Origin of the sequence: Vibrio aestuarianus (assembly GCF_012395185.1) — a bacterium.
Lineage (GTDB): Bacteria > Pseudomonadota > Gammaproteobacteria > Enterobacterales > Vibrionaceae > Vibrio > Vibrio aestuarianus.
Window position 1 is genome coordinate 38,880 of record NZ_JAAZTU010000028.1, and the last position, 20,707, is coordinate 59,586.

Below are 20,707 nucleotides of genomic sequence, written 5' to 3' on the forward strand. Positions count from 1 at the left end.
TATTGTTCGGTAGAACCACCAGGGGTGGTGGTTGGAATAGGGTAACTATTGGGGTTCGTGGCGGTGATTTCTAGTCTTGCTGGTATTCGATAGCATTTACAAACCACTCTTTTTCTCCTTCTGGGGTACGAACCACAAATTCATCATCGACTTCTTTTTTTAGCAAAGCGCGCGCCATAGGTGAATCAATCGAAATGTAGCTTTTTACACCGCCGTAGATTTCATCTGGGCCGACAATGCGGAATTTTTTCTTATCTCCGGCTTCATTTTCAATTTCGACCCAAGCACCAAAGAATACTTTGCCTTCTTGTTGTGGCGAGTAATCAACAACGTTGACTTGCTCGAGGCGTTTGCGTAAAAAACGCACTCGGCGGTCAATTTCACGCAGGCGCTTCTTGTTGTACTGATAATCCGCATTTTCACTGCGATCACCAAGGCTTGCAGCCCACGTCACTTTTTTGGTCACTTCGGGGCGTTCTTCACGCCACAAAAAGTCCAATTCTTGTTTGAGACGGTTAAAGCCTTCACGCGTAATTAGGTTTGTCTTCATAGTCCTGACGTTCCTTGGTTGAAACTGCCCGCTACATTAGCTAAAAAAGACATAAACGTTAACAATTCTTTCAGCGACTTTAGTCAGAACGGTGTTACATTTTACTAACTCGGTTGGATATTGGCTCGAGTTAAGAATTAGGTGGGATCATAAATGCAAGAAAACTATAAAATTTTAGTGGTTGATGACGATGCACGCTTGCGTTCATTGCTTGAACGTTACCTATCGGAACAAGGTTTTCTTGTTCGTAGTGTGGCAAACAGTGAGCAGATGGACCGCCTGTTAACTCGTGAAAACTTCCATTTGATGGTATTGGATTTAATGTTGCCCGGTGAAGATGGGTTATCCATTTGTCGCCGTTTGCGTAATGCTAACAATATGCTGCCAATTTTGATGCTGACCGCGAAAGGGGATGAAGTGGATCGTATTGTCGGGTTAGAAGTTGGAGCCGATGATTACTTACCAAAACCGTTCAATCCACGTGAGCTATTGGCTCGAATTAAAGCGGTATTGCGTCGTCAAGTGATTGAAGCACCGGGAGCTCCGAGCGCTGAAGAGTCGGTGATTGAATTTGGTGAATTCCGCCTAAATTTAGGCACGCGTGAAATGTTTCGTGGTGATGAACCAATGCCATTGACGTCCGGAGAGTTTGCGGTCTTGAAGACCTTAGTGACCAATGCGCGTGAGCCTATGTCTCGCGATAAACTGATGAACATGGCGCGTGGACGTGAATATTCCGCAATGGAGCGTTCTATCGACGTGCAAATTTCCCGTTTGCGTCGCATGCTTGAAGTTGATCCAAGCAAACCTCGATATATTCAAACTGTTTGGGGACTTGGCTATGTTTTTGTCCCAGATGGTAAAGAGTCTTAAAGATTTAACGAGCTCCTGCATGGTTACCATCAGGAGCTTTTTTCACAGCAAGGTCCTCGTATGCGTATCCGCAGCTCGTTCACTCAATCGATTCTACTTTTCTTTTCATTACTCATCGCTAGTCAAGTGTACTCTTACTATGCGGTGTTCAATTATGCTTTGATGCCAAGTTTGCAGCAGTTCAATAAAATTCTCGGTCATGAAATTAACCTGATGCTAGATGATGCCGCAAGCGATACTGATGGGTTGGATATGGATGCCCCGCAGCGCCGCCGTGTTTTAGAGCAGTTAGGGGTAACGATTCATGCCGAAGACAGTGAAATCGCACAAGAGTATGAACAGGCGATCAGCATTGATTTGATGAGTGAGGAGATGACGCATGAGCTCGACTCTCCCACTGATGTACGCATGATGCTCGGCAAAGAGAGTTACATTTTATGGATAAAAGTGGAGTCGTTCCCCGGATCATTGATTCGAATCCCACTGTCTGAGTTGCAAAAAGAAGATTTTTCACCGTTATTTCGCAATAGTTTGATGATGGCTATTTTGATTGTTGTCGGCGGGTGGTTGTTTATCCGTTTACAAAATCGTCCTTTAATTGCTCTAGAAAAAGCGGCTAAGGCGGTGGGGCGAGGTGACCATCCACCGCCATTGCCAGTAAAGGGGGCATCGGAAATTCGTTCCGTCACAGTGGCGTTCAACCAAATGTCACAAGGGATACAAGCCTTAGAGGAAGATAGAGCATTACTGATGGCAGGTATAAGCCATGACCTACGCACGCCATTGACGCGCATTCGTCTTGCGACGGAGATGATGTCACCTCAAGACAGCTATCTAGCGGAAGGGATCATCAGTGATACCGAGGAGTGCAATGAGATTATCAGTCAATTTATGGATTATCTAAAACCGGTCAATATCCAGACATTTGAGAAGGTTGATCTCAATGAGATAGCCAACGATGTCGCAACTGCTGAAGGGGGATATGAGATAAAGATTGATGTATCTTTGCATTCATCGATGCAGACCGCTTTCGGTAACCCCATTGCAATTAAGCGTGCGGTGAGTAACTTGGTGGTGAATGCGATTCGTTACGGAAATGGATGGGTAAAAGTCAGCACGGGCACCACTGCCGATAATAAAATGGCGTGGATATGTGTTGAAGATAATGGTCCCGGTATTGAGCCTAGCCAAGTGAGTAAAGTATTTGAACCTTTTACGCGTGGAGATACTGCACGAGGCAGCGAAGGGACCGGATTGGGGCTTGCGATCGTCAAACGTATTGTCGGACAGCACCATGGTAGCGTGACGGTTCGTAATCGCAGTGAAGGTGGTTTGAAAGCGCAGATCAGCTTCCCAACTAAATGAAGTTAACGCAACATCGTTCAATATCCTATCGTGATATTCGATCGATAAATCGATAGTAATAAAAATGGGCTCATCTGAGCCCATTGTTGTATTTGCTGGTTAATTCGATTTCATCTCTTCTAAGAGGCCATCTTCTTCTGGCAATCTTTCTGGCAAAATTAGATTAAGCAAAATAGCGGTAATACCGCCAGCGGCTACGCCAGATGAGAAAATACTCTTAATGAATTCAGGCATGAATTGTAAGATTTCAGGTTTTTGAGCAATACCTAAGCCCATCGAAAATGACAGTGCCATGATCAAAATGGCGCGGCGGTCGAGTTCAACACGCGAAATAATACGCACTCCAGCGGCTGCGATTGTGCCAAACATAACAATGGTCGCACCGCCTAATACTGGTTCAGGAATCAACTGCACAAAGCTGGCAACACCTGGGAATAAACCAAGTAGCACTAACATTGCTGAGATAAAATAACCCACGTAGCGACTTGCTACGCCAGTTAGCATGATCACGCCGTTGTTTTGGCTAAAGGTTGAATTGGGGAAACTATTAAATACCGCTGCCAGTGCAGAGTTTAGACCATCGGCTAAGACGCCGCCTTTAATCCGCTTCATGTAGATCGGTCCTTTTACAGGCTCTCCTGACACCTCTGATGTAGCGGTGATATCACCAATTGCTTCGAGAGCGGTGATCAAGAAAATTAGTACTAATGGAATAAATAGCGACCAATCAAAACCGAGACCAAACTGCATTGGTATTGGTAGTGCAATGGTTGCTGTTTCACCTAATGAGGAGGTGTCTATCATGCCCATGAAGTACGCCATCACATAACCGGTGAGCATCGCAATCACGATCGAGGCAACACGAATGTAAGGGTTGCTTGAGCGGTTCAGTAGCACAATCAGCCCCAATACGGTTCCAGCTAGAGCCAGTTTATCTAGGCTGCCAAAGGTTCCGTCGCTTAAAGCGGCGTAACCGCCCCCCATTGAGACTAAACCAACTTGTACTAACGTTAGGCCAATCAGTGTGACCACAATGCCAGAGACCAAGGGCGTAATGACTCGGCGTGCGTATTCTAAAACGCGAGATAGTAAAATTTCAGCAAAAGAGGCGACCAAAATGGTGCCGAAGATTGCGGCCATCATGGTTGATATATCCGCGCCGCCCGCTTTTAGTGATAAGCCAGCGCCAATAATCGGACCAAGAAAATTAAAGCTGGTCCCTTGAATTGACAATAACCCTGAGCCAATTGGGCCAATGGTACGAATTTGAATGAAAGAGGATAAACCAGACGCGAACAATGACATGCTAATAATGGTGTTGGTTTGTTCTGGCGACACACCGAGAGCTTGGCAGATGATTAATGATGGCGTAATAACGGCAACAAACATGGCCAGTAAGTGTTGTAGGGCCGCAAAAATCGTTTGTGGCAGTGGCGGTCGATCATTGAGTTGATAAACCAAGTCAGACTTACGCGAAGCGTTTTGGGTAGTCATAGTGTTTTCCTAATTGTGCATAGTAGCTTAGAGCCCGCTGAATGGGAGCGCTAAGTGGAGCAGATACGTCATCTGTGATTGCTGTTAGTCAGAATCCGCTCGGACTGGGAGTGGTGAGTCGCTCACCAAAAAAATTGGCGAAATTATAGAGGCTTTATCGTGAAAAGCAAACGTTTGCTTCTGGTGGGGGGCCAAATTAATATGCAAAGGAGTCACGTACTAAGCTTTAGCGTAAACGTCTTTATCACCGAGCCAGCGTTCAATAATCGCGGTGGCGTTACTTGGATAGTGGTCGTGTAAATAACGTGCGATACGCTGTACTTCAGGTATTAAGCGCTGATCGCGGATTAAATCGGCAATTTTAAAATCAGCCAAACCAGTTTGCTTGGTACCGAGTAATTCACCCGGGCCACGGATTTCTAAATCACGCTGGGCAATTACAAAACCATCATTGCTTTCGCGCAATACCGCGAGTCTTTTTTGTGCCGTTTTAGAGAGTGGAGCGTGGTATAGCAATACACAATGGCTGGCGACGGAACCGCGTCCAACGCGTCCACGTAATTGATGTAGTTGAGCTAAACCTAAGCGTTCTGGGTTCTCAATGATCATTAAACTCGAATTGGGTACATCAACACCTACTTCAATAACGGTGGTGGCGACCAGTAAGTGTAGCTCGTTGTCTTTGAACGCTTTCATCACCGCCTGTTTTTCAGCTGGCTTCATTCTGCCATGCACTAAGCCAATTTTGACATCGGGCAATGTTCGTTGCAGTTCTTCAGCGGTATCTGCCGCAGCTTGTGCTTCTAATACTTCTGATTCATCAATTAAGGTACAAACCCAATAGGCTTGTTTTCCTTCATTGAGGCAGGCGTTACGCACTCGTTCGACGATGTCATCACGTTTGGTATCAGGAATGGCGACCGTTTGAATGGGGGTTCGCCCCGGTGGCAGTTCATCAATCACTGAAGTTTCTAAGTCAGCATAGGCGGTCATGGCCAGTGTGCGTGGAATCGGTGTGGCCGTCATTATTAACTGATGCGGATAAGCCCCTTGCTTGGCTCCTTTCTCTCGCAGTTCCAAACGCTGGTGGACACCAAAGCGATGTTGTTCATCAATGATCACCAGAGCCAAATGGTGGAATTGCACATGTTCTTGGAACAGTGCGTGAGTACCTACTACCATTTTTGCCTCGCCGCTAGCAATACGCGCAAGTTCAGTTTCTTTGGCTTTTCCTTTTAGTTTACCCGCCAGCCAGCCAACAGTAATACCCATATTTTCAAACCAGTTGGCAAAATTGATCGCATGCTGCTCGGCCAGTAATTCGGTGGGGGCCATTAACGCAACCTGATATCCATGTTCTATCGCGCGTAGAGCGGCCAACGCTGCCACTAATGTTTTACCGGAACCAACATCACCTTGAACCAAGCGCATCATCGGGTGTGGTTTGGCAAGGTCAGCTTCGATCTCTTGCACCACACGTGTCTGAGCATTGGTTGGCGAAAAAGGCAGTTGTTTAAGTAGCTGCTGTTTGAGGTTTGCAGATTCTGTTAGTGGCAGTGCAATATCTTGTTGCCCTTGGCTACGAACTGCCAACATCGAAAGATTCTGCGCAAGTAATTCTTCGATGATTAAGCGAATTTGTGCCGGGTGTTTACCTTCATCAAACAGTTCGAGATTGATGTCAGTTGGTGGGCGATGGACGATGTGCAGCGCTTGGGCTAGCGTTAATTGGTGATCGTATAAACCGGAAGGCAGTAACTCTTGTACTGCGGCTTTATCGAGTAAATCGAGAGCTTGATCTGTTAGGGGGCGCAGTGTCAGTTGGCGCAGACCATCGGTGGTTGGGTAAACCGGTGTTAAGCTGGCTTCAATATCTGGTTGCTGCTGTGGGACATGGAATTTGTAATCAGGGTGGACAATTTCTAATCCAAAACCACCGCGCTTTATTTCGCCGTAAGCGTGTACTAACTTACCTTCAGAAAAGTTATTTTTCATTCCTGCTGTGAAATTAAAAAAGCGCAGTGTGATCGTACCATTGCCATCGCTGATTTTAACCGTCAGCATTTTACGTTTACCAAATACCGTATCAACGGTCATTACTTTACCCTGTACAGCAGCCCAAAGCCCAGGGTGAAGTTTGGCTATTGGGTAGATACGAGTTCGGTCTTCGTAGCGTAAAGGAAGATGAAACAGCAGATCTTGAACGTTATTCAGGCCAATTTTACTGAGCTTCTCAGCCACTTTTGCCCCCACTCCAGAGAGTGAGGTTAAAGGAATTGCAGAAAGTAGCTGTGACATAAAGTGGCTCGTTAACAGTTCATTTTGTTGTTATTCAATCATCTAACTGTTTTTTTGTACAGGATAAAATAAGGTGAGTTGAGGTTACTTGCTTTGCATCGCCTGCCACCAAGCTTCATCCGCCACAATTTGTCCTACATGGTCTAATTCGGGGTAGGGTAACCCCTTACGCTTGGCCACTTTGGCTAAGACTGGATGACCACGTTCAAAAATAATGCGTTGAATGGTTTGCTCCGGTAGGAGACTCTTTTCTCGGTCATACATGCCTGCCGCTTGGCGTTGACGCTGTGCTTCATACAGAATCAAAGCACTGGCGACAGAAACATTGAGTGATTGCACCATACCTACCATGGGAATGATGATGTCTTGGTCTGCGAGATCTAACGCTTGTTGAGTGATCCCATTTTTTTCGCCGCCTAAAATGATGGCGGTCGGTTTGGTGTAATCAATCTCTCTAAAATCCACAGCGCTATCTGATAAATGCGTCACTAATACCTGCATGCCTTGGTTTTTTAATTCACTTACCGCATCGCCGATGGTGTCATGGGTATCGACCTCGACCCAGTTTCTTGCCCCCGCTGAAGTATGGGCTAGAGTACGCATTTTTTTGTCTGGCCACACGGCATGAATTTTATGTAAGCCAGTTGCATCCGCGGTGCGGATAACCGCTGACACATTGTTGGGTTTGTGAACTTCCTCTAGGCATAGGGTGAGGTCTGGTTGACGAGCTTTTAATACTTGTTGGATTCGTTGGTATCGTTCGATATTCATAAAAAATTTAGCTTGTATGGAAATAAAAATGCCCTTGAGCATTAGCATCAAGGGCACGTTTTGATCTTTAGTTCTTTCTACGTCGCACTTTGAGTGCGTGAGGCATCACGCGAATTTTCTTCATAATGCCAGCCAAGTGAATGCGATCTTTTGTGGTCAGTAGTACCGTTACCGTATACAAACGACCATCACGCTCTTCTGTTGATAGACCATGAATGTTTGATCCCGTTTTTGAGATCACATTGGTCAATGCCGCTAAAGCACCTTGGTGGTTTTGCATATCCACTTTAAGCTCGGTAATGAACTCTTGGTCGTAATCTTTTGACCATTCCACTGCCATGTATTTGTCCGGTTCTCGTTGATAGCCACGGACATTCGGACAAGTTTCACGGTGCACGACTAAACCACGTCCCGGAGAGACATGAGCAATGATGTGATCATCTGGAATAGGGTGACAGCAGTTCGCAAAGGTCAGCAAAATTCCTTCAGCGCCACGGATTGGTAGTTTTTTCCTCGGCTTTCCATCACTGCTTTGCACTTCGGTCAGTTCATCAGCATCGCCCAATAAGCGGCGCGCAATGACAATGCTCATCAGTTCGCCCAAACCAATGGCAGCAAGGAGATCATCGACGGAGGCAATTTTCAGTTCGCCTAATACGTGTTTGATATTGCTCTCATTGATATCACTCAGTGAGAGATCGCCCAACGCGTGGTTTAGTAAGCGGCGGCCGAGAGTGATTGACTCTTCGCGACGCATCGTTTTGAGTACTTGACGGATCTTCGTACGAGCACGAGAGGTTACTACGTAGTTGAGCCAAGCGGCGTTAGGACGAGCACCAGGTGCACTGATGATTTCTATCGTTTGGCCATTCTTTAGGGCTTTGCTCAGTGGGTATGGGTTGCGATCTACACGTGTACCAACACAAGTATTGCCAACGTCGGTATGAACTGCGTAAGCAAAATCAACGGCGGTTGCACCGACAGGTAGCTCAACAATGCGACCTTTTGGAGTAAAGACATAAATCTCATCAGGGAAGAGATCAGATTTTACGTTTTCAATAAATTCAAATGAGTTACCAGCACTTTGTTGAAGCTCAAGTAGGCTTTGCATCCAACGCTGCGCTTTGATTTGCGCAGTGGTACCAGTGCGGTCACCATTGCCTTTATAAGACCAATGCGCCGCAACCCCTTTGTCCGCCATTTGATCCATATCTTCCGTTCGGATTTGGACTTCAACAGGTACACCGTGAGGGCCAACCATTGAGGTATGAAGTGATTGATAGCCATTCGCTTTTGGTACGGCAATATAATCCTTCATACGACCTGGACGAGGCTTGTAAAGGCTGTGTACTTGTCCTAACACGCGATAGCATGTATCGGCGCTATCAACGATGACACGAAATGCGTAGATATCCATGATGGTGTGAAAGCGCTGCTCTTTGGTTTTCATCTTGTTGTAGATAGAGAACAGGTTTTTTTCACGGCCAACCACGCGAACTTGCAGGTTAACGTCTTGCAGACGGCCTTCAATTTCACTATGGATACGCTGGATCATCTCTTTTCGATTACCACGCGCTGACTTTACCACTTCTTTTAGAACACGATAGCGATTGGGATACAGTGCTTCAAAGCCAAGCTCTTCGAGTTCAGTCTTAATATTATGGATGCCCAAACGATGAGCAAGTGGGGCGTAAATCTCTAGCGTTTCGCGGGCAATACGACGTTTTTTATCAGGTCGCAGAGCGCCCAGCGTGCGCATGTTATGTGTGCGGTCAGCAAGTTTGATAAGAATAACGCGAATATCTTGCACCATGGCGAGCACCATCTTACGAAAGTTCTCTGCTTGTGCTTCTTTGCGGTCACGGAATTTAAGTTTGTCGAGCTTGGAAACGCCATCCACCAGTTCTGCAACGGCATGGCCAAATTGATTTTCGAGATCGTCTTTGGTGACGTCGCAATCTTCAATGACATCATGTAGCAATGCCGCTTGAAGCGTTTCTAAATCTAGACGCATTTCGGCCAAGATACGAGAAACAGCAACAGGGTGAATGATATAAGGCTCGCCGCTAGAACGTGTCTGCCCTTCATGAGCCTCACGTGCGACAACATAAGATTGACGCAGAGCCTCAACTTGAGGCTCTGTTAGATATTCTTGTACAACGTCTTTAAGGCTATCAAATAGGTACAAATTATAGGCCCGGAAGGTTGTTGAATTTGAATGTCAGAATTAACGGTTGTGAGCGATGCTGCTTACTGCGGCTAATTCTGCTGCTTCTTGCTCTTGTTGCTCTTGACGCTCACGTGCATCAAGTACATCTTTCGTGATAAGACCTTCTTCAATTTCGCGAAGAGCGATAACTGTCGTCTTATCGTTCTCTTCTGGCACAAGTGAATCTTTACCGCCAGTTTGCATTTGACGTGCGCGGCGAGCCGCAATCAGAACTAGGTCGAAACGGTTGCCAACTTTTTCAACAGCGTCTTGAACAGTTACGCGTGCCATGAGAACTCCAAATAGTTAACTAAATTTTTGAATGACGAGAAAGTATACAGCCTAACGATACTAGATTCTAGCAATTAGACTGCTCTATATCAGTTTGTGGCTGAGGTTATTCAGCCAATAGTGCTTTAAGCATGCCGTTATATTTAGCAGCTTGCTTGTCTTGCTTCAATCTTTCTGCTCGAATGATGGCTTTAAAATCAATCAGGGCAGTGTCGAAATCATCGTTAATGATCAAATAATCGTATTCATCATAATGAGAAATTTCAGATTTTGCTTCAGCCATGCGTTTTGCAATAACCGCTTCGCTGTCTTGACCACGAGTGTTAAGGCGACGCTCTAATTCACCGTTTGATGGCGGCAAAATGAACACGCTTTTTGCAAGTGGCATCTGCTCTCGAATTTGACGGGCACCTTGCCAGTCAATGTCCAAGAACACATCAATTCCTTTATCTAAGTTATTTTCAATCCAAATACGAGAAGTACCGTAGTAGTTACCAAACACTTCCGCATGCTCTAAAAATTCACCCTGGGCAATGAGTGTTTCAAACTGCTCTTTTTGAACAAAGTGGTAGTGTACACCATCTTGTTCGCCAGGACGCATGCCGCGAGTAGTATGGGAAACAGACACTTTCATTGCATAAGCTGGGTTGGTTTCCAACATTGCAGAGATCAAGCTAGATTTGCCTGCGCCACTCGGTGCAGAGACGATATAAAGAGTACCTTTGCCCATCAGTTCTGTTCCACTTTAAGGTTTGGATTGAACGTTGATAATACGTCTATCAACATTATAAAAGATAGCACTGACCGCGACAGTCACATCAAGTTTGATGGAAAATTAGGCCAGAAAAAATGGAGGCGAAGAGTAGCATGATCTTTCAGATCTTCACAAGAGAAAGCTTGATCCCAAGTGATAAAGGAAAATACCAGTGACTCTAAAAATAGCGTAAAGAAAGTTTATTGGCTTAAACGTTTGCTTTTTTTGAGTCACTTGCAGCGTAAATTGATTAATGTATAATCGCCGCCCGCTGAGTTTTCATGCTCAGTCATACCATTTATTCGCAGAAGATTTTTCTTCAATTTGGGTTCCCTCGCCCCCAAAACAAACTAAAAAGGTACAGTATGAATAACTTTACCCCTGCGCAGCAGCGCAAAGCTTTGGCACTATTGGTGCTGTTTCATTTGATCATTATTGCTTCAAGCAACTACCTTGTTCAATTACCCTTTACGGTGTTTGGTTTCCATACCACTTGGGGCGCATTTACATTTCCGTTTATTTTTCTAGCGACAGACTTAACCGTGCGTATTTTTGGTGCGCCATTAGCTCGTAAGATTATCTTCTTAGTGATGTTACCGGCATTGGCAGTGTCGTACTTTTTGTCGGTGGTGTTCTTTGAAGGTCAATATCAAGGAGTGGCTCACCTACAGGAATTTAACCTGTTTGTCGCGCGGATTGCGATTGCGAGCTTTATGGCTTACTTGCTTGGACAAATTATGGATGTTCATGTCTTTAACCGCTTACGCCAAATGAAGCAGTGGTGGGTGGCACCGACCTGTTCGACGCTATTTGGCAATGCTCTCGATACCATCGCCTTTTTTGCTATTGCATTTTACCAAAGCCCAGATCCATTTATGGCCGAGCATTGGACTGAAATCGCGTTGGTTGATTACGGTTTTAAACTGTTGATTAGTTTAGGTTTATTTGTACCTATGTACGGTGTGTTACTGAATTATTTAATTAAGAAGCTGACGGCAGTGAACCCTGGTTTTCGTGCAGTTGGTATGAAAGCGCAATAAGTTTCTCTATAAATAGTTCCAAATATAAAAAGCCCGAGTATGGTGAGTGCTCGGGCTTTTTATTGATATTGTTTTAGCTATTTTTGATAGCTAGCGGCCAACCAATATCGGTTTGACGGTTAGCCTCTATCTCTAATTCTGCTGCCGTAAGAGGGTTGTCTTTTAACCAGCTTGCTTGCAAAGTGAGTGTGAGTTGATCACCTTGCGCATGGAGTGTGAAGGTCGGTTCTAACTGACTGTTTCGACGATGACTAAGCAATACGGCAAGGCGCAGTAAGCGCAAAACTCGCTTACCACTATTGGCAGAAATTGCGTGTTGTTCTGGTAATGAATAAAGCTGTTCACGATAACGGCGCACCACTTCAGCTAAAAAGTGTTTTTGTGCACGCGTATAGCCGGGTAAATCGAGGTTTTGTAGTAGGTAGGCGCTGTGTTCGCCCCCTTTTTTGAAATCGATCGCTAAGCCGATTTCATGTAATTGTGCCGCCGTTGATAGCAGCATTTCCGCTTGTGGTTCCGCAACCCAATCTTCACCCCCACATTGTTGCAGTAGTGATAACGTCAGTTGAGAAACTTGCTGGGCGTATTCAGTATCAATTTGATAGCGAGCTTGCACACTGTTAATTGTACGAGCTCGAATATCGTCTTGGCGTAATTCATCGACCATCTCATAAACTAAGCCTTCGCGTAGTGCGCCTCCGGCTAAAGTCATCGACTCAATGTTGAGTAATTCGAAGATAGCAATCAAAATGGAAAGACCACTTGGGAAAACTAACGCTCTCTCTAAGGTCAAGCCTTCGATCTCTAGCTCTTCTAAATGGTCGGCCAGCATTGCTTGTTTTTGCAAGCGTTTGAGCTTGGCATGAGTGATCACTTCATCCATACCTTGCGCTAACATAATTTCTTGTAGTGCTTGTACTGTGCCGCTGGCACCGACACAAACATCCCATCCTAACTGAGAGTATTGCTCAAGAATCGGTTCTAGGGTTTGCTTGGCAGCTTCAATCGCTTGATTGAAATTGGTGACGTTGAGTTGTCGGTCTTTAAAATGACGTTCAAGCCAAGTTACACAACCCATTTTTAAACTGGTTAGGGCTTTGGCTTCAAAACCTTCACCAATAATGAGTTCGGTACTGGCACCACCAATATCGACCACTAAGCGGCGGCCTAAGCCACCAGAAGTATGAGCCACCCCTTTGTAGATGGTGGCAGCTTCTTCTTCACCGGAAATAACGTTAATTTGATGGCCCAATATGTTATTGGCTCTAGCTAAGAACAAATCAACGTTAGTCGCGGTGCGCAGTGTGGCTGTGCCAACAATACGGATATTACTGGCGGGTATGTCTTGTAGTCGTTCCGCAAATAAGCTTAAGCAGTCCCATCCCCTTTGCATGGCTTCATGGCTGAGTTGGTTGTTATCATCTAACCCAGCAGCTAAGCGAACTTTACGCTTTATTTTGGCCATGGTCTGCACACTGCCATTGATATGACGCACAATGAGCATATGGAAACTGTTCGACCCAAGGTCGATGGCAGCATAGAGTGGAGAGGAGGCGGCTTTACTCATAAATGAATTAAGAACTCTTATTCTGATGCGGTTGACGTGGTCGACGGTTTTGTGGCTTGCGGTTATTGCCAGAACGAGGACCGTTATTATTGGTACGACGTTGTTGCGGGTTGCGACTACGCATACGTATTGGTGCTGGAAGGTCTTCAATGAGAGCCGAAGCATCGTAATCGGATACAGGAATTGCGTGTCCGGTGTACTCTTCAATTGCCGTTAAGTTAATGGCATATTCTTCACATGCAAAACTGATGGAATGACCACTTGCACCTGCACGGCCAGTACGGCCAATACGGTGAACGTAATCTTCGCAATCGTCGGGTAAGTCATAGTTAAATACGTGAGTTACTTGTGGGATATGCAAACCACGAGCAGCGACATCTGTTGCGACAAGAATATCAACTTCACCAGTTGTGAATTGCTCAAGGATTTTTTCACGTTTTTTCTGTGGAACATCACCCGTTAGCAAACCGACACGGTGACCATCTGCAGCTAAGTGTCCCCAGATTGAATCACAACGGTATTTAGTATTAGCAAAAATAATGGCACGCTCTGGCCAATCTTCTTCGATAATGGTCTGTAATAATGCCATCTTGTGTTCATTAGAAGGGTAGAAAAGCTCTTCTTGAATACGATGACCAGTTTTTTGCTCAGGTTCTACTACCACGTGCTCAGGGTTGTTCATGTGTTCAAAAGCTAACTCTTGCACACGATATGACAAGGTTGCTGAGAACAGCATGTTCAAACGATCTTTTGGTTCTGGCATACGGCGGAATAAGAAACGAATGTCTTTAATAAAGCCAAGGTCGAACATGCGATCAGCTTCATCAAGTACAACAGCTTGAATGTTGTTTAAGTTAAATACGTGCTGTTTGTAGAAATCAATGATACGGCCAGTGGTACCGATCAATACATCCACACCACCTTGTAACTTGGCTAGCTGTTTATCATAGCTTTCACCGCCATACGCTAACGCGGCTTTAATGCCGGTGCTAGCAATCAGTGGTTCGGCATCATTGAAAATCTGGATCGCTAGCTCACGCGTAGGAGCCATGATAATGGCACGAGGCTGAGTCGGTTTACGTCCTTCATGTTCAGGGGTTGTAAGCAAATGGTTAAAAGTAGCAGTAAGAAACGCAAGCGTTTTACCAGTCCCTGTTTGGGCCTGGCCTGCAATGTCTTGGCCGGTGAGCAGTACCGGCAACGCCAAGGCTTGGATCGGGGTACAATAATCGAACCCTTTTTTCTCCAATCCTTCAACAACTTGGGGGTTTAATCCCAAATCGGCGAACTTTTGCTCTGTGATATGCGTCTTTTTCATTGCTATAGAATATCAGCTTAAGCTTGCAATACGAAAGTAAATACATTCCAATAGAGCATCTATTTACTGGTTAGCTTACAACCAGTTCAGAAAAACACATTGGAGTGGAAGATGAGCGATAAGATTTTGCAGCTTACGGATGAAGGTTTTGAGAACGATGTAATCAAAGCTGCAGGCCCAGTTCTTGTTGATTTTTGGGCAGAATGGTGTGGTCCTTGTAAGATGATTGCCCCAATTCTGGATGAAATTGCAGAAGAGTACGAAGGCAAACTGACTATCGGTAAATTAAATATCGACCACAACGCAGGTACTCCACCTAAGTTTGGTATTCGTGGCATCCCAACGCTATTACTGTTTAAAAACGGTAGTGTTGCAGCAACGAAAGTAGGCGCGCTATCAAAAACTCAATTAAAAGAGTTTTTGGACGCTAACCTATAACTGGTATCATAAGGCCGTACATTTTTGATGTACGGCTTTGTTTTTTGAAATTAAACAAACTCTAGACTAGGCTAATATTTAGTGCTAGTTTATCGCACGTTAATTAGATAAGTGTTCACTTCTTGGTCGATCCTGAGACCAAAATCCATCTTAACTAGAAAATAGATCCTATTTTGACTAAACAAGTATCCACCACAATGAATCTAACAGAATTGAAGAACAGACCAGTGTCTGATCTTGTGAAACTTGGTGAGAGCCTAGGCCTCGAAAACCTAGCGCGTCTAAGAAAACAAGACATTATCTTCTCCATCCTAAAAGCGCACGCAAAAAGTGGTGAAGACATATTTGGCGACGGGGTCTTGGAAATTCTTCAAGACGGTTTTGGTTTTCTTCGCAGTGCCGACAGCTCATACCTAGCTGGTCCTGACGATATCTACGTATCACCAAGCCAAATTCGTCGTTTCAACTTACGCACTGGTGACTCAGTAGCGGGTAAAATTCGTCCACCCAAAGAAGGTGAGCGTTACTTTGCTTTGCTGAAAGTTAACACGGTTAACCGTGATAAGCCTGATAACGCACGTAACAAAATCTTATTCGAGAACTTAACACCTCTTCACGCTAACGAGCGTATGATCATGGAGCGTGGTAATGGTTCGACAGAAGATATTACCGCACGTGTTCTCGATCTTGCTTCACCTATCGGTAAAGGCCAGCGTGGTTTGATTGTTGCTCCGCCAAAAGCGGGTAAAACCATGTTGTTACAGAACATTGCACAAAGTATTGCTAACAACCACCCAGAATGTGAGTTGATGGTACTGCTTATCGATGAACGCCCTGAAGAAGTTACTGAAATGCAACGTTTGGTAAAAGGTGAAGTGATTGCATCGACGTTTGATGAACCTGCTTCCCGCCACGTTCAAGTTGCTGAAATGGTAATTGAAAAAGCGAAGCGTCTGGTTGAGCATAAGAAAGACGTTGTTATCTTGCTTGACTCAATTACTCGCTTAGCTCGTGCTTACAACACCGTTGTTCCTTCATCTGGTAAGGTACTGACTGGTGGTGTCGACGCTAACGCATTGCATCGTCCTAAACGTTTCTTCGGTGCCGCTCGTAATGTCGAAGAGGGTGGTAGTTTAACCATTATCGCGACTGCGCTTGTGGATACAGGCTCTAAAATGGATGAAGTTATCTACGAAGAGTTCAAAGGTACAGGTAACATGGAACTGCACCTTAACCGTAAGATTGCAGAAAAACGTGTCTTCCCAGCGATTGATTTCAACCGCAGTGGTACTCGTCGTGAAGAGTTGTTAACTAAGACCGATGAACTGCAAAAAATGTGGATTCTACGTAAGATCGTTCATCCTATGGGTGAGTCGGATGCGATGGAATTCCTTATTGATAAGCTTGCGATGACGAAAACTAACGATGAGTTTTTTGATGCAATGCGTCGTCAATAACGACAGCTAAGTTATACTTTGCGAACGCCACCTACTTAGGTGGCGTTTTTATTTGCATTATCCTCAGTAACCTTTCACAATGGATGAAATGTTACAAGGAGGTTAACATGCAACAAGGAATGTTGTCGTCACTTCTCCTTTCGGTTGTTTTGTTGCAGGCGACGCCCACAGCGTTGGCAATTGAAATGCCGTCAGCTAATGCCCAACAATGGCTACAAGAAGAATCAATTCGCAATAAAACCGCGGAATTACTGCAGTATGCGATGCTTGATGAAGTTGATTCTCTGAATTTTGCGTTACAGCGATTAGCATTACCGCAGCAAGAAGCTGTGCGTTTTCTTTTGTTGCAGAAAATAGAGCAGTTGAATCTCACTTTAACGCCGAAAATGCTTATCTTTGTCGAATCTCAACAAGCAATAGTACCGACTTATCAAGTAGTGGAAAAAGAAGAGGGGTATGAATTTTCAACGCCTGCTTTTAATTCTCCCTCTATAGCAAACCGCCTAATTAAAAAGCAGCAGCAAGAGCAAACCATTCTCGATTTTTTGATCAAGGTAGAGCAGAAAGATTTGATATTAAAAACCTGGCTATCTGGTAGTGCCAATCAGGTGCGTATACGAGAAGCGTTATTGATCCGTGAATTAGACCGTTTATCAACGGAAGCGCTTTTGTATCTTGCTGCTCAATTGACCTCTGAATCGGTGACAAGTTGGTTGCCATCTTCCCAAGTGATGGTGCGTTTAGCTCAAGTGAGCGAAAATCCAGACATATATAAGTTGCTCTGGCTAATGCGGGCTGATTTCCATCTTGAACAAGAATTGGTTCGTCTAGCTAGTGTTGGCAACGAGTTTGCCATCAGTCAGATAATACTAGCCAGTGAAAACCCAAGCTTAAAAATACAAGCAATTGATGAGTTAGTGCGAATAGAGCCGATGCCACCGTTAGTTCGTGAGTTTTTGATCGCAAAAATGTCAACCAATGATGATGTATCTCTTGTAGCTAGTGCATTGGTTGAACAAGGGCAGTCAAATTGGCTGAAAGAATTAGTATCTAGTAATCATCGAGTAAAAAGTCATAATATTTTGCAGGTGCTCTCGCAATAACCTCATTAAAATTGGGGATCGTCTCACGTTTGTTTTTGGTATACTGCATGCAGTTTAACCAGCCATGCAGTAGGCCTATGAGTTTTAAGGATTTACGTGAGTTCATTGACCACCTAGAAAAAATCGGTCAATTGAAGCGTATAACTCACCCCATCGACCCTCATTATGAAATGACGGAGATCAGCGATCGTATTTTACGTGCAGCTGGTCCTGCTTTGTTGTTTGAAAATCCTATCGGTTACGATTTTCCCGTACTGACCAACCTATTCGGTACGCCAGAGCGTGTGGCTATTGGTATGGGGCGTCAAGAGGTTCAAGAACTACGAGAAGTAGGTAAATTGTTGGCTTATCTCAAAGAGCCGGAGCCACCGAAAGGTTTTAAGGATGCGATTGATAAGCTACCAGTTTTTAAACAGGTGCTTAATATGCCGACTAAACGTTTGCGTAAAGCATTTTGCCAAGAAGTGATCTGGCAGGGTGAGCAAGTTGATCTAGATAAAATTCCAGTGATGAGTTGTTGGGCTGACGATGTTGCACCGCTCCTTACTTGGGGTTTAACGGTGACCAAAGGGCCTAATAAAAAGAGACAAAATCTCGGGATTTATCGTCAGCAGAAGCTAGGTAAAAATAAAATTATCATGCGCTGGCTTGCTCACCGAGGTGGTGCTCTGGATCTAAGAGATTGGATGGAAACTCACCCTGGGGAAAATTTCCCAGTTTCTGTGGCCTTTGGTGCAGATCCGGCAACCATTTTAGGCGCGGTAACCCCCGTTCCCGATACACTTTCTGAATACGCTTTTGCAGGCTTGCTCCGTGGTAGCAAAACCGAAGTCGTTAAATCAATTAGCAATGATCTAGACGTGCCTGCCAGTGCTGAAATTGTGCTGGAAGGCTACATCGATCCAAACGAATTTGCTGATGAAGGACCTTATGGTGACCACACTGGTTACTATAATGAAGTAGAAAAACATCATGTATTTACCATCACTCATATTACGATGCGTAAAAATCCAATCTATCACAGTACTTACACGGGGCGCCCGCCGGATGAACCTGCTGTGTTAGGAGTGGCACTAAATGAGGTTTTCGTACCAATACTCCAAAAGCAATTCCCTGAAATTGTTGATTTCTATTTACCACCCGAAGGTTGTTCGTATCGAATGGCTGTGGTGACAATGAAGAAACAGTATCCTGGCCATGCGAAACGGGTCATGATGGGAGTATGGTCATTCCTACGTCAATTTATGTATACCAAATATGTGATTGTTTGCGATGAATCGGTGAATGCCCGAGATTGGAGCTCAGTAACACAAGCGATGACAGAGCATATGGAGCCGGTCCGAGATACATTGTTCATTGAGCACACTCCGATTGATTCATTAGACTTTGCTTCTCCGGTTGTTGGTTTAGGCTCAAAGATGGGCTTCGATGCAACCATCAAATGGGATGTAGAATCGTTAAGTTCCGCTGAAGTATTAGAATTGGAAACAGCAAGTATTTGCTCTGAGCATATAGAACAGTTAAAAACACTGCATCCAGAAATTATTGATGTCTACCTGCCGTTAGCACCTCAAGATAATCGCTTTGTAACTATCACGATGAAGAAGCAAAGCGCAGGACAATCTATAGCAGTATTACAAGGTGTTTGGTCATTTTTAGAGCGGTTCACTGATGCAAAATTTATTGTGCTGTGTGATGAAGATGTTAATGCCCGTGACTGGAATGATGTAATCTGGGCTATCACCACTCGCATGGATCCTGCGCGCGATACTATCCAGCTCAAAGCACAATCAGGCCGATGTTCTAAATTGGCTTTAGATGCAACCAATAAATTAGGAGATGAGGTTCAAAGGGAGTGGGGAACACCAATTAAAAAAGATGCGCAACTTGTCGGTAAAATTGATTCATTGTGGGATGAGTTAGGTATTTTATGGCCTACAGAGTGATCTTGCTGCCTAAAGGCGATAGTTTCGATGTTCAAGACAGACAAACAGTATTGGAAGCTGCGCTCAATAATAACATCAGCTTTCCGAACCGCTGTCATATAGGCGCATGCGCTATGTGTATGTGCAAAAAATTAGAAGGTGAAGTGGAATACAACCTTGAACCAATGTTGACGGATAGTGAGCAACAACAAGGTTGGATATTCCCTTGCCTAGCTTTTGCAAAAAGTAATTTAGTACTTACTTTCGCTGAGTAAGTAAGAGGAAGAACATGACCATTCAATGTAAAGTGCAGTCTATTGAACCATTAGCTTGTAATACGTATAAAATAATCCTTAACCCCGAAACAGCTTTGGCCTTCAAAGCTGGACAGTATTTGATGGTTGAAATGGGTGAAAAAGATAAACGTCCATTTTCAATTGCAAGTAGCCCTTGCCGCCATAATGGTGAGTTGGAATTGCATATTGGTGCAGCAGAGCACAATGCTTATGCATTTGAAGTTGTAGAAATGATGAAAGCGGTTTTGAATGGCAATGGGACGGTAAGTATCGATGCTCCACACGGTGAAGCATGGCTCAAAGAAAGTGAGCGACCTCTGCTTTTGATTGCAGGGGGGACAGGTTTTAGCTATGTGCGTTCAATCCTCGATCAATGTATAAGTCGAAATAAAACAACACCTATCTATTTATACTGGGGAGCCAAAGATAGCTGCCAGTTGTATGCGCAAGATGAACTAAAGGATATTGCACAGCAATTTGATAACATACATTTTGTGCCTGTTGTTGAAAACGCAGATGAAGTTTGGAACGGTAAAGTTGGTAATGTACTTCAGGCAATTAGTGAAGACTTTGAGTCTTTAGAAGACTACGATATCTATATTGCAGGTCGTTTTGAAATGGCAGGCTCGGCAAGAGAACAGTTTACTCAGTATAAACAAGCCAAAAGTGATCGAATGTTCGCTGATGCATATGCTTTTATATAAATATTGCTATTCAATCATAACTAAGAGAAGGCTAAAAACCTTCTTTTGTGCACTTTCGATGTATATTTAATCAAACAACCTGTTTTTATCAGTTTTTATTAAAAACCGCTTGCACTCATCTTCGTTATCCCTATAATGCCGCCTCACTGACACGGCACAGCCAGTAAGGGTTCAAGCCCCACTAGCCAGTCAATCAGTAGGCCAAATCGGTAAGACGAAATAATTTAAAAAAGTGTTTGACACAAAAAATTATC

At 44.4% G+C, this 20,707-nt stretch carries 17 protein-coding genes and 2 pseudogenes; 10 read left to right on the forward strand and 9 right to left on the reverse strand.

The window, feature by feature from the left end; translation table 11 throughout:
• Nucleotides 1-70: 70 nt before the first annotated feature.
• A complete protein-coding gene (gene greB / locus HGG78_RS13640; protein WP_053312224.1) occupies nucleotides 71-550 on the reverse strand; it encodes a transcription elongation factor GreB in 480 nt (159 codons plus the stop codon).
• 153 nt (nucleotides 551-703) lie between these two features.
• Here greB and ompR point away from each other — a divergent pair, with 153 nt between their 5' ends.
• On the forward strand, nucleotides 704-1,423 hold the full coding sequence (gene ompR, locus HGG78_RS13645) for an osmolarity response regulator transcription factor OmpR (protein ID WP_053312223.1): 720 nt from the start codon (nucleotides 704-706) through the stop codon (nucleotides 1,421-1,423).
• 60 nt (nucleotides 1,424-1,483) lie between these two features.
• Nucleotides 1,484-2,788, forward strand: coding sequence for a two-component system sensor histidine kinase EnvZ (gene envZ / locus HGG78_RS13650; RefSeq protein ID WP_172533220.1), 1,305 nt, complete (start codon nucleotides 1,484-1,486; stop codon nucleotides 2,786-2,788).
• Nucleotides 2,789-2,887: 99 nt separating this feature from the next.
• Here the strand turns inward: envZ and HGG78_RS13655 are convergent, their stop codons facing one another.
• The 6 genes from HGG78_RS13655 to gmk all read right to left on the reverse strand — a co-directional run bounded on the left by HGG78_RS13655 (nucleotide 2,888) and on the right by gmk (nucleotide 10,581).
• Nucleotides 2,888-4,282, reverse strand: a complete 1,395-nt coding sequence (locus tag HGG78_RS13655) for a uracil-xanthine permease family protein (RefSeq protein ID WP_053312221.1) — start codon at nucleotides 4,280-4,282, stop codon at nucleotides 2,888-2,890.
• A 219-nt stretch (nucleotides 4,283-4,501) separates the two neighbouring features.
• Nucleotides 4,502-6,580, reverse strand: a complete 2,079-nt coding sequence (gene recG / locus HGG78_RS13660; RefSeq protein ID WP_172533221.1) for an ATP-dependent DNA helicase RecG — start codon at nucleotides 6,578-6,580, stop codon at nucleotides 4,502-4,504.
• A gap of 84 nt (nucleotides 6,581-6,664) precedes the next feature.
• Entirely contained in the window at nucleotides 6,665-7,351 is a 687-nt protein-coding gene (gene trmH / locus HGG78_RS13665) for a tRNA (guanosine(18)-2'-O)-methyltransferase TrmH (protein ID WP_168523650.1), read from the reverse strand.
• 67 nt (nucleotides 7,352-7,418) lie between these two features.
• Entirely contained in the window at nucleotides 7,419-9,539 is a 2,121-nt protein-coding gene (gene spoT, locus HGG78_RS13670; protein WP_168523648.1) for a bifunctional GTP diphosphokinase/guanosine-3',5'-bis pyrophosphate 3'-pyrophosphohydrolase, read from the reverse strand.
• A gap of 39 nt (nucleotides 9,540-9,578) precedes the next feature.
• The gene (gene rpoZ / locus HGG78_RS13675; RefSeq protein WP_053312218.1) at nucleotides 9,579-9,851 is read right to left on the reverse strand and encodes a DNA-directed RNA polymerase subunit omega; all 273 of its coding nucleotides are present in this window, start codon (nucleotides 9,849-9,851) and stop codon (nucleotides 9,579-9,581) included.
• Between the two features lie 106 nt (nucleotides 9,852-9,957).
• Nucleotides 9,958-10,581: a guanylate kinase gene (gmk, locus tag HGG78_RS13680; RefSeq protein WP_053312217.1), complete on the reverse strand. Its 624-nt coding sequence runs from the start codon at nucleotides 10,579-10,581 to the stop codon at nucleotides 9,958-9,960.
• Nucleotides 10,582-10,970: 389 nt separating this feature from the next.
• Here gmk and HGG78_RS13685 point away from each other — a divergent pair, with 389 nt between their 5' ends.
• On the forward strand, nucleotides 10,971-11,645 hold the full coding sequence (locus tag HGG78_RS13685; RefSeq protein ID WP_172533222.1) for a 7-cyano-7-deazaguanine/7-aminomethyl-7-deazaguanine transporter: 675 nt from the start codon (nucleotides 10,971-10,973) through the stop codon (nucleotides 11,643-11,645).
• Between the two features lie 73 nt (nucleotides 11,646-11,718).
• On the opposite strand, the gene gppA is transcribed toward HGG78_RS13685, so the two are convergent.
• Both gppA and rhlB read right to left on the reverse strand, forming a co-directional pair.
• Complete coding sequence (gppA, locus tag HGG78_RS13690; RefSeq protein ID WP_172533223.1) at nucleotides 11,719-13,212, reverse strand: guanosine-5'-triphosphate,3'-diphosphate diphosphatase; 1,494 nt, start codon at nucleotides 13,210-13,212, stop codon at nucleotides 11,719-11,721.
• Between the two features lie 7 nt (nucleotides 13,213-13,219).
• On the reverse strand, nucleotides 13,220-14,530 hold the full coding sequence (rhlB, locus tag HGG78_RS13695; protein ID WP_172533224.1) for an ATP-dependent RNA helicase RhlB: 1,311 nt from the start codon (nucleotides 14,528-14,530) through the stop codon (nucleotides 13,220-13,222).
• A gap of 111 nt (nucleotides 14,531-14,641) precedes the next feature.
• Here rhlB and trxA point away from each other — a divergent pair, with 111 nt between their 5' ends.
• The 7 genes and pseudogenes from trxA to fre all read left to right on the forward strand — a co-directional run bounded on the left by trxA (nucleotide 14,642) and on the right by fre (nucleotide 20,453).
• Nucleotides 14,642-14,968: a thioredoxin TrxA gene (trxA, locus tag HGG78_RS13700; protein ID WP_053312213.1), complete on the forward strand. Its 327-nt coding sequence runs from the start codon at nucleotides 14,642-14,644 to the stop codon at nucleotides 14,966-14,968.
• Nucleotides 14,969-15,165: 197 nt separating this feature from the next.
• Complete coding sequence (gene rho / locus HGG78_RS13705) at nucleotides 15,166-16,425, forward strand: transcription termination factor Rho (RefSeq protein WP_053312212.1); 1,260 nt, start codon at nucleotides 15,166-15,168, stop codon at nucleotides 16,423-16,425.
• Between the two features lie 107 nt (nucleotides 16,426-16,532).
• The gene (locus HGG78_RS13710; RefSeq protein ID WP_053312211.1) at nucleotides 16,533-17,528 is read left to right on the forward strand and encodes a hypothetical protein; all 996 of its coding nucleotides are present in this window, start codon (nucleotides 16,533-16,535) and stop codon (nucleotides 17,526-17,528) included.
• Between the two features lie 77 nt (nucleotides 17,529-17,605).
• Nucleotides 17,606-18,983 (forward strand): annotated as a pseudogene (ubiD, locus tag HGG78_RS13715) (4-hydroxy-3-polyprenylbenzoate decarboxylase); the annotation flags it as partial.
• A 65-nt stretch (nucleotides 18,984-19,048) separates the two neighbouring features.
• Nucleotides 19,049-19,474: pseudogene (locus tag HGG78_RS19305) on the forward strand (4-hydroxy-3-polyprenylbenzoate decarboxylase); the annotation flags it as partial.
• Nucleotides 19,459-19,728 carry a 2Fe-2S iron-sulfur cluster-binding protein gene (locus HGG78_RS13720; protein WP_172533226.1) on the forward strand — a complete coding sequence of 90 codons (270 nt, stop codon included), beginning with the start codon at nucleotides 19,459-19,461 and terminating at the stop codon, nucleotides 19,726-19,728. The pseudogene HGG78_RS19305 and the gene HGG78_RS13720, both read left to right, overlap by 16 nt.
• Before the next feature lie 14 nt (nucleotides 19,729-19,742).
• Nucleotides 19,743-20,453 carry an NAD(P)H-flavin reductase gene (gene fre / locus HGG78_RS13725; protein WP_053312209.1) on the forward strand — a complete coding sequence of 237 codons (711 nt, stop codon included), beginning with the start codon at nucleotides 19,743-19,745 and terminating at the stop codon, nucleotides 20,451-20,453.
• Nucleotides 20,454-20,707 lie beyond the last annotated feature (254 nt).

Bases quoted from the DNA above. Each gene is read 5' to 3' on its own strand.
- trmH (WP_168523650.1), bottom strand. From the start codon at position 7,351: ATGAATATCGAACGATACCAACGAATCCAACAAGTATTAAAAGCTCGT.
- fre (WP_053312209.1), top strand. From the start codon at position 19,743: ATGACCATTCAATGTAAAGTGCAGTCTATTGAACCATTAGCTTGTAAT.
- greB (WP_053312224.1), bottom strand. From the start codon at position 550: ATGAAGACAAACCTAATTACGCGTGAAGGCTTTAACCGTCTCAAACAA.
- recG (WP_172533221.1), bottom strand. From the start codon at position 6,580: ATGTCACAGCTACTTTCTGCAATTCCTTTAACCTCACTCTCTGGAGTG.
- gppA (WP_172533223.1), bottom strand. From the start codon at position 13,212: ATGAGTAAAGCCGCCTCCTCTCCACTCTATGCTGCCATCGACCTTGGG.
- rpoZ (WP_053312218.1), bottom strand. From the start codon at position 9,851: ATGGCACGCGTAACTGTTCAAGACGCTGTTGAAAAAGTTGGCAACCGT.
- ompR (WP_053312223.1), top strand. From the start codon at position 704: ATGCAAGAAAACTATAAAATTTTAGTGGTTGATGACGATGCACGCTTG.
- HGG78_RS13655 (WP_053312221.1), bottom strand. From the start codon at position 4,282: ATGACTACCCAAAACGCTTCGCGTAAGTCTGACTTGGTTTATCAACTC.
- rhlB (WP_172533224.1), bottom strand. From the start codon at position 14,530: ATGAAAAAGACGCATATCACAGAGCAAAAGTTCGCCGATTTGGGATTA.
- trxA (WP_053312213.1), top strand. From the start codon at position 14,642: ATGAGCGATAAGATTTTGCAGCTTACGGATGAAGGTTTTGAGAACGAT.
- envZ (WP_172533220.1), top strand. From the start codon at position 1,484: ATGCGTATCCGCAGCTCGTTCACTCAATCGATTCTACTTTTCTTTTCA.
- HGG78_RS13720 (WP_172533226.1), top strand. From the start codon at position 19,459: ATGGCCTACAGAGTGATCTTGCTGCCTAAAGGCGATAGTTTCGATGTT.
- HGG78_RS13685 (WP_172533222.1), top strand. From the start codon at position 10,971: ATGAATAACTTTACCCCTGCGCAGCAGCGCAAAGCTTTGGCACTATTG.
- gmk (WP_053312217.1), bottom strand. From the start codon at position 10,581: ATGGGCAAAGGTACTCTTTATATCGTCTCTGCACCGAGTGGCGCAGGC.
- HGG78_RS13710 (WP_053312211.1), top strand. From the start codon at position 16,533: ATGCAACAAGGAATGTTGTCGTCACTTCTCCTTTCGGTTGTTTTGTTG.
- rho (WP_053312212.1), top strand. From the start codon at position 15,166: ATGAATCTAACAGAATTGAAGAACAGACCAGTGTCTGATCTTGTGAAA.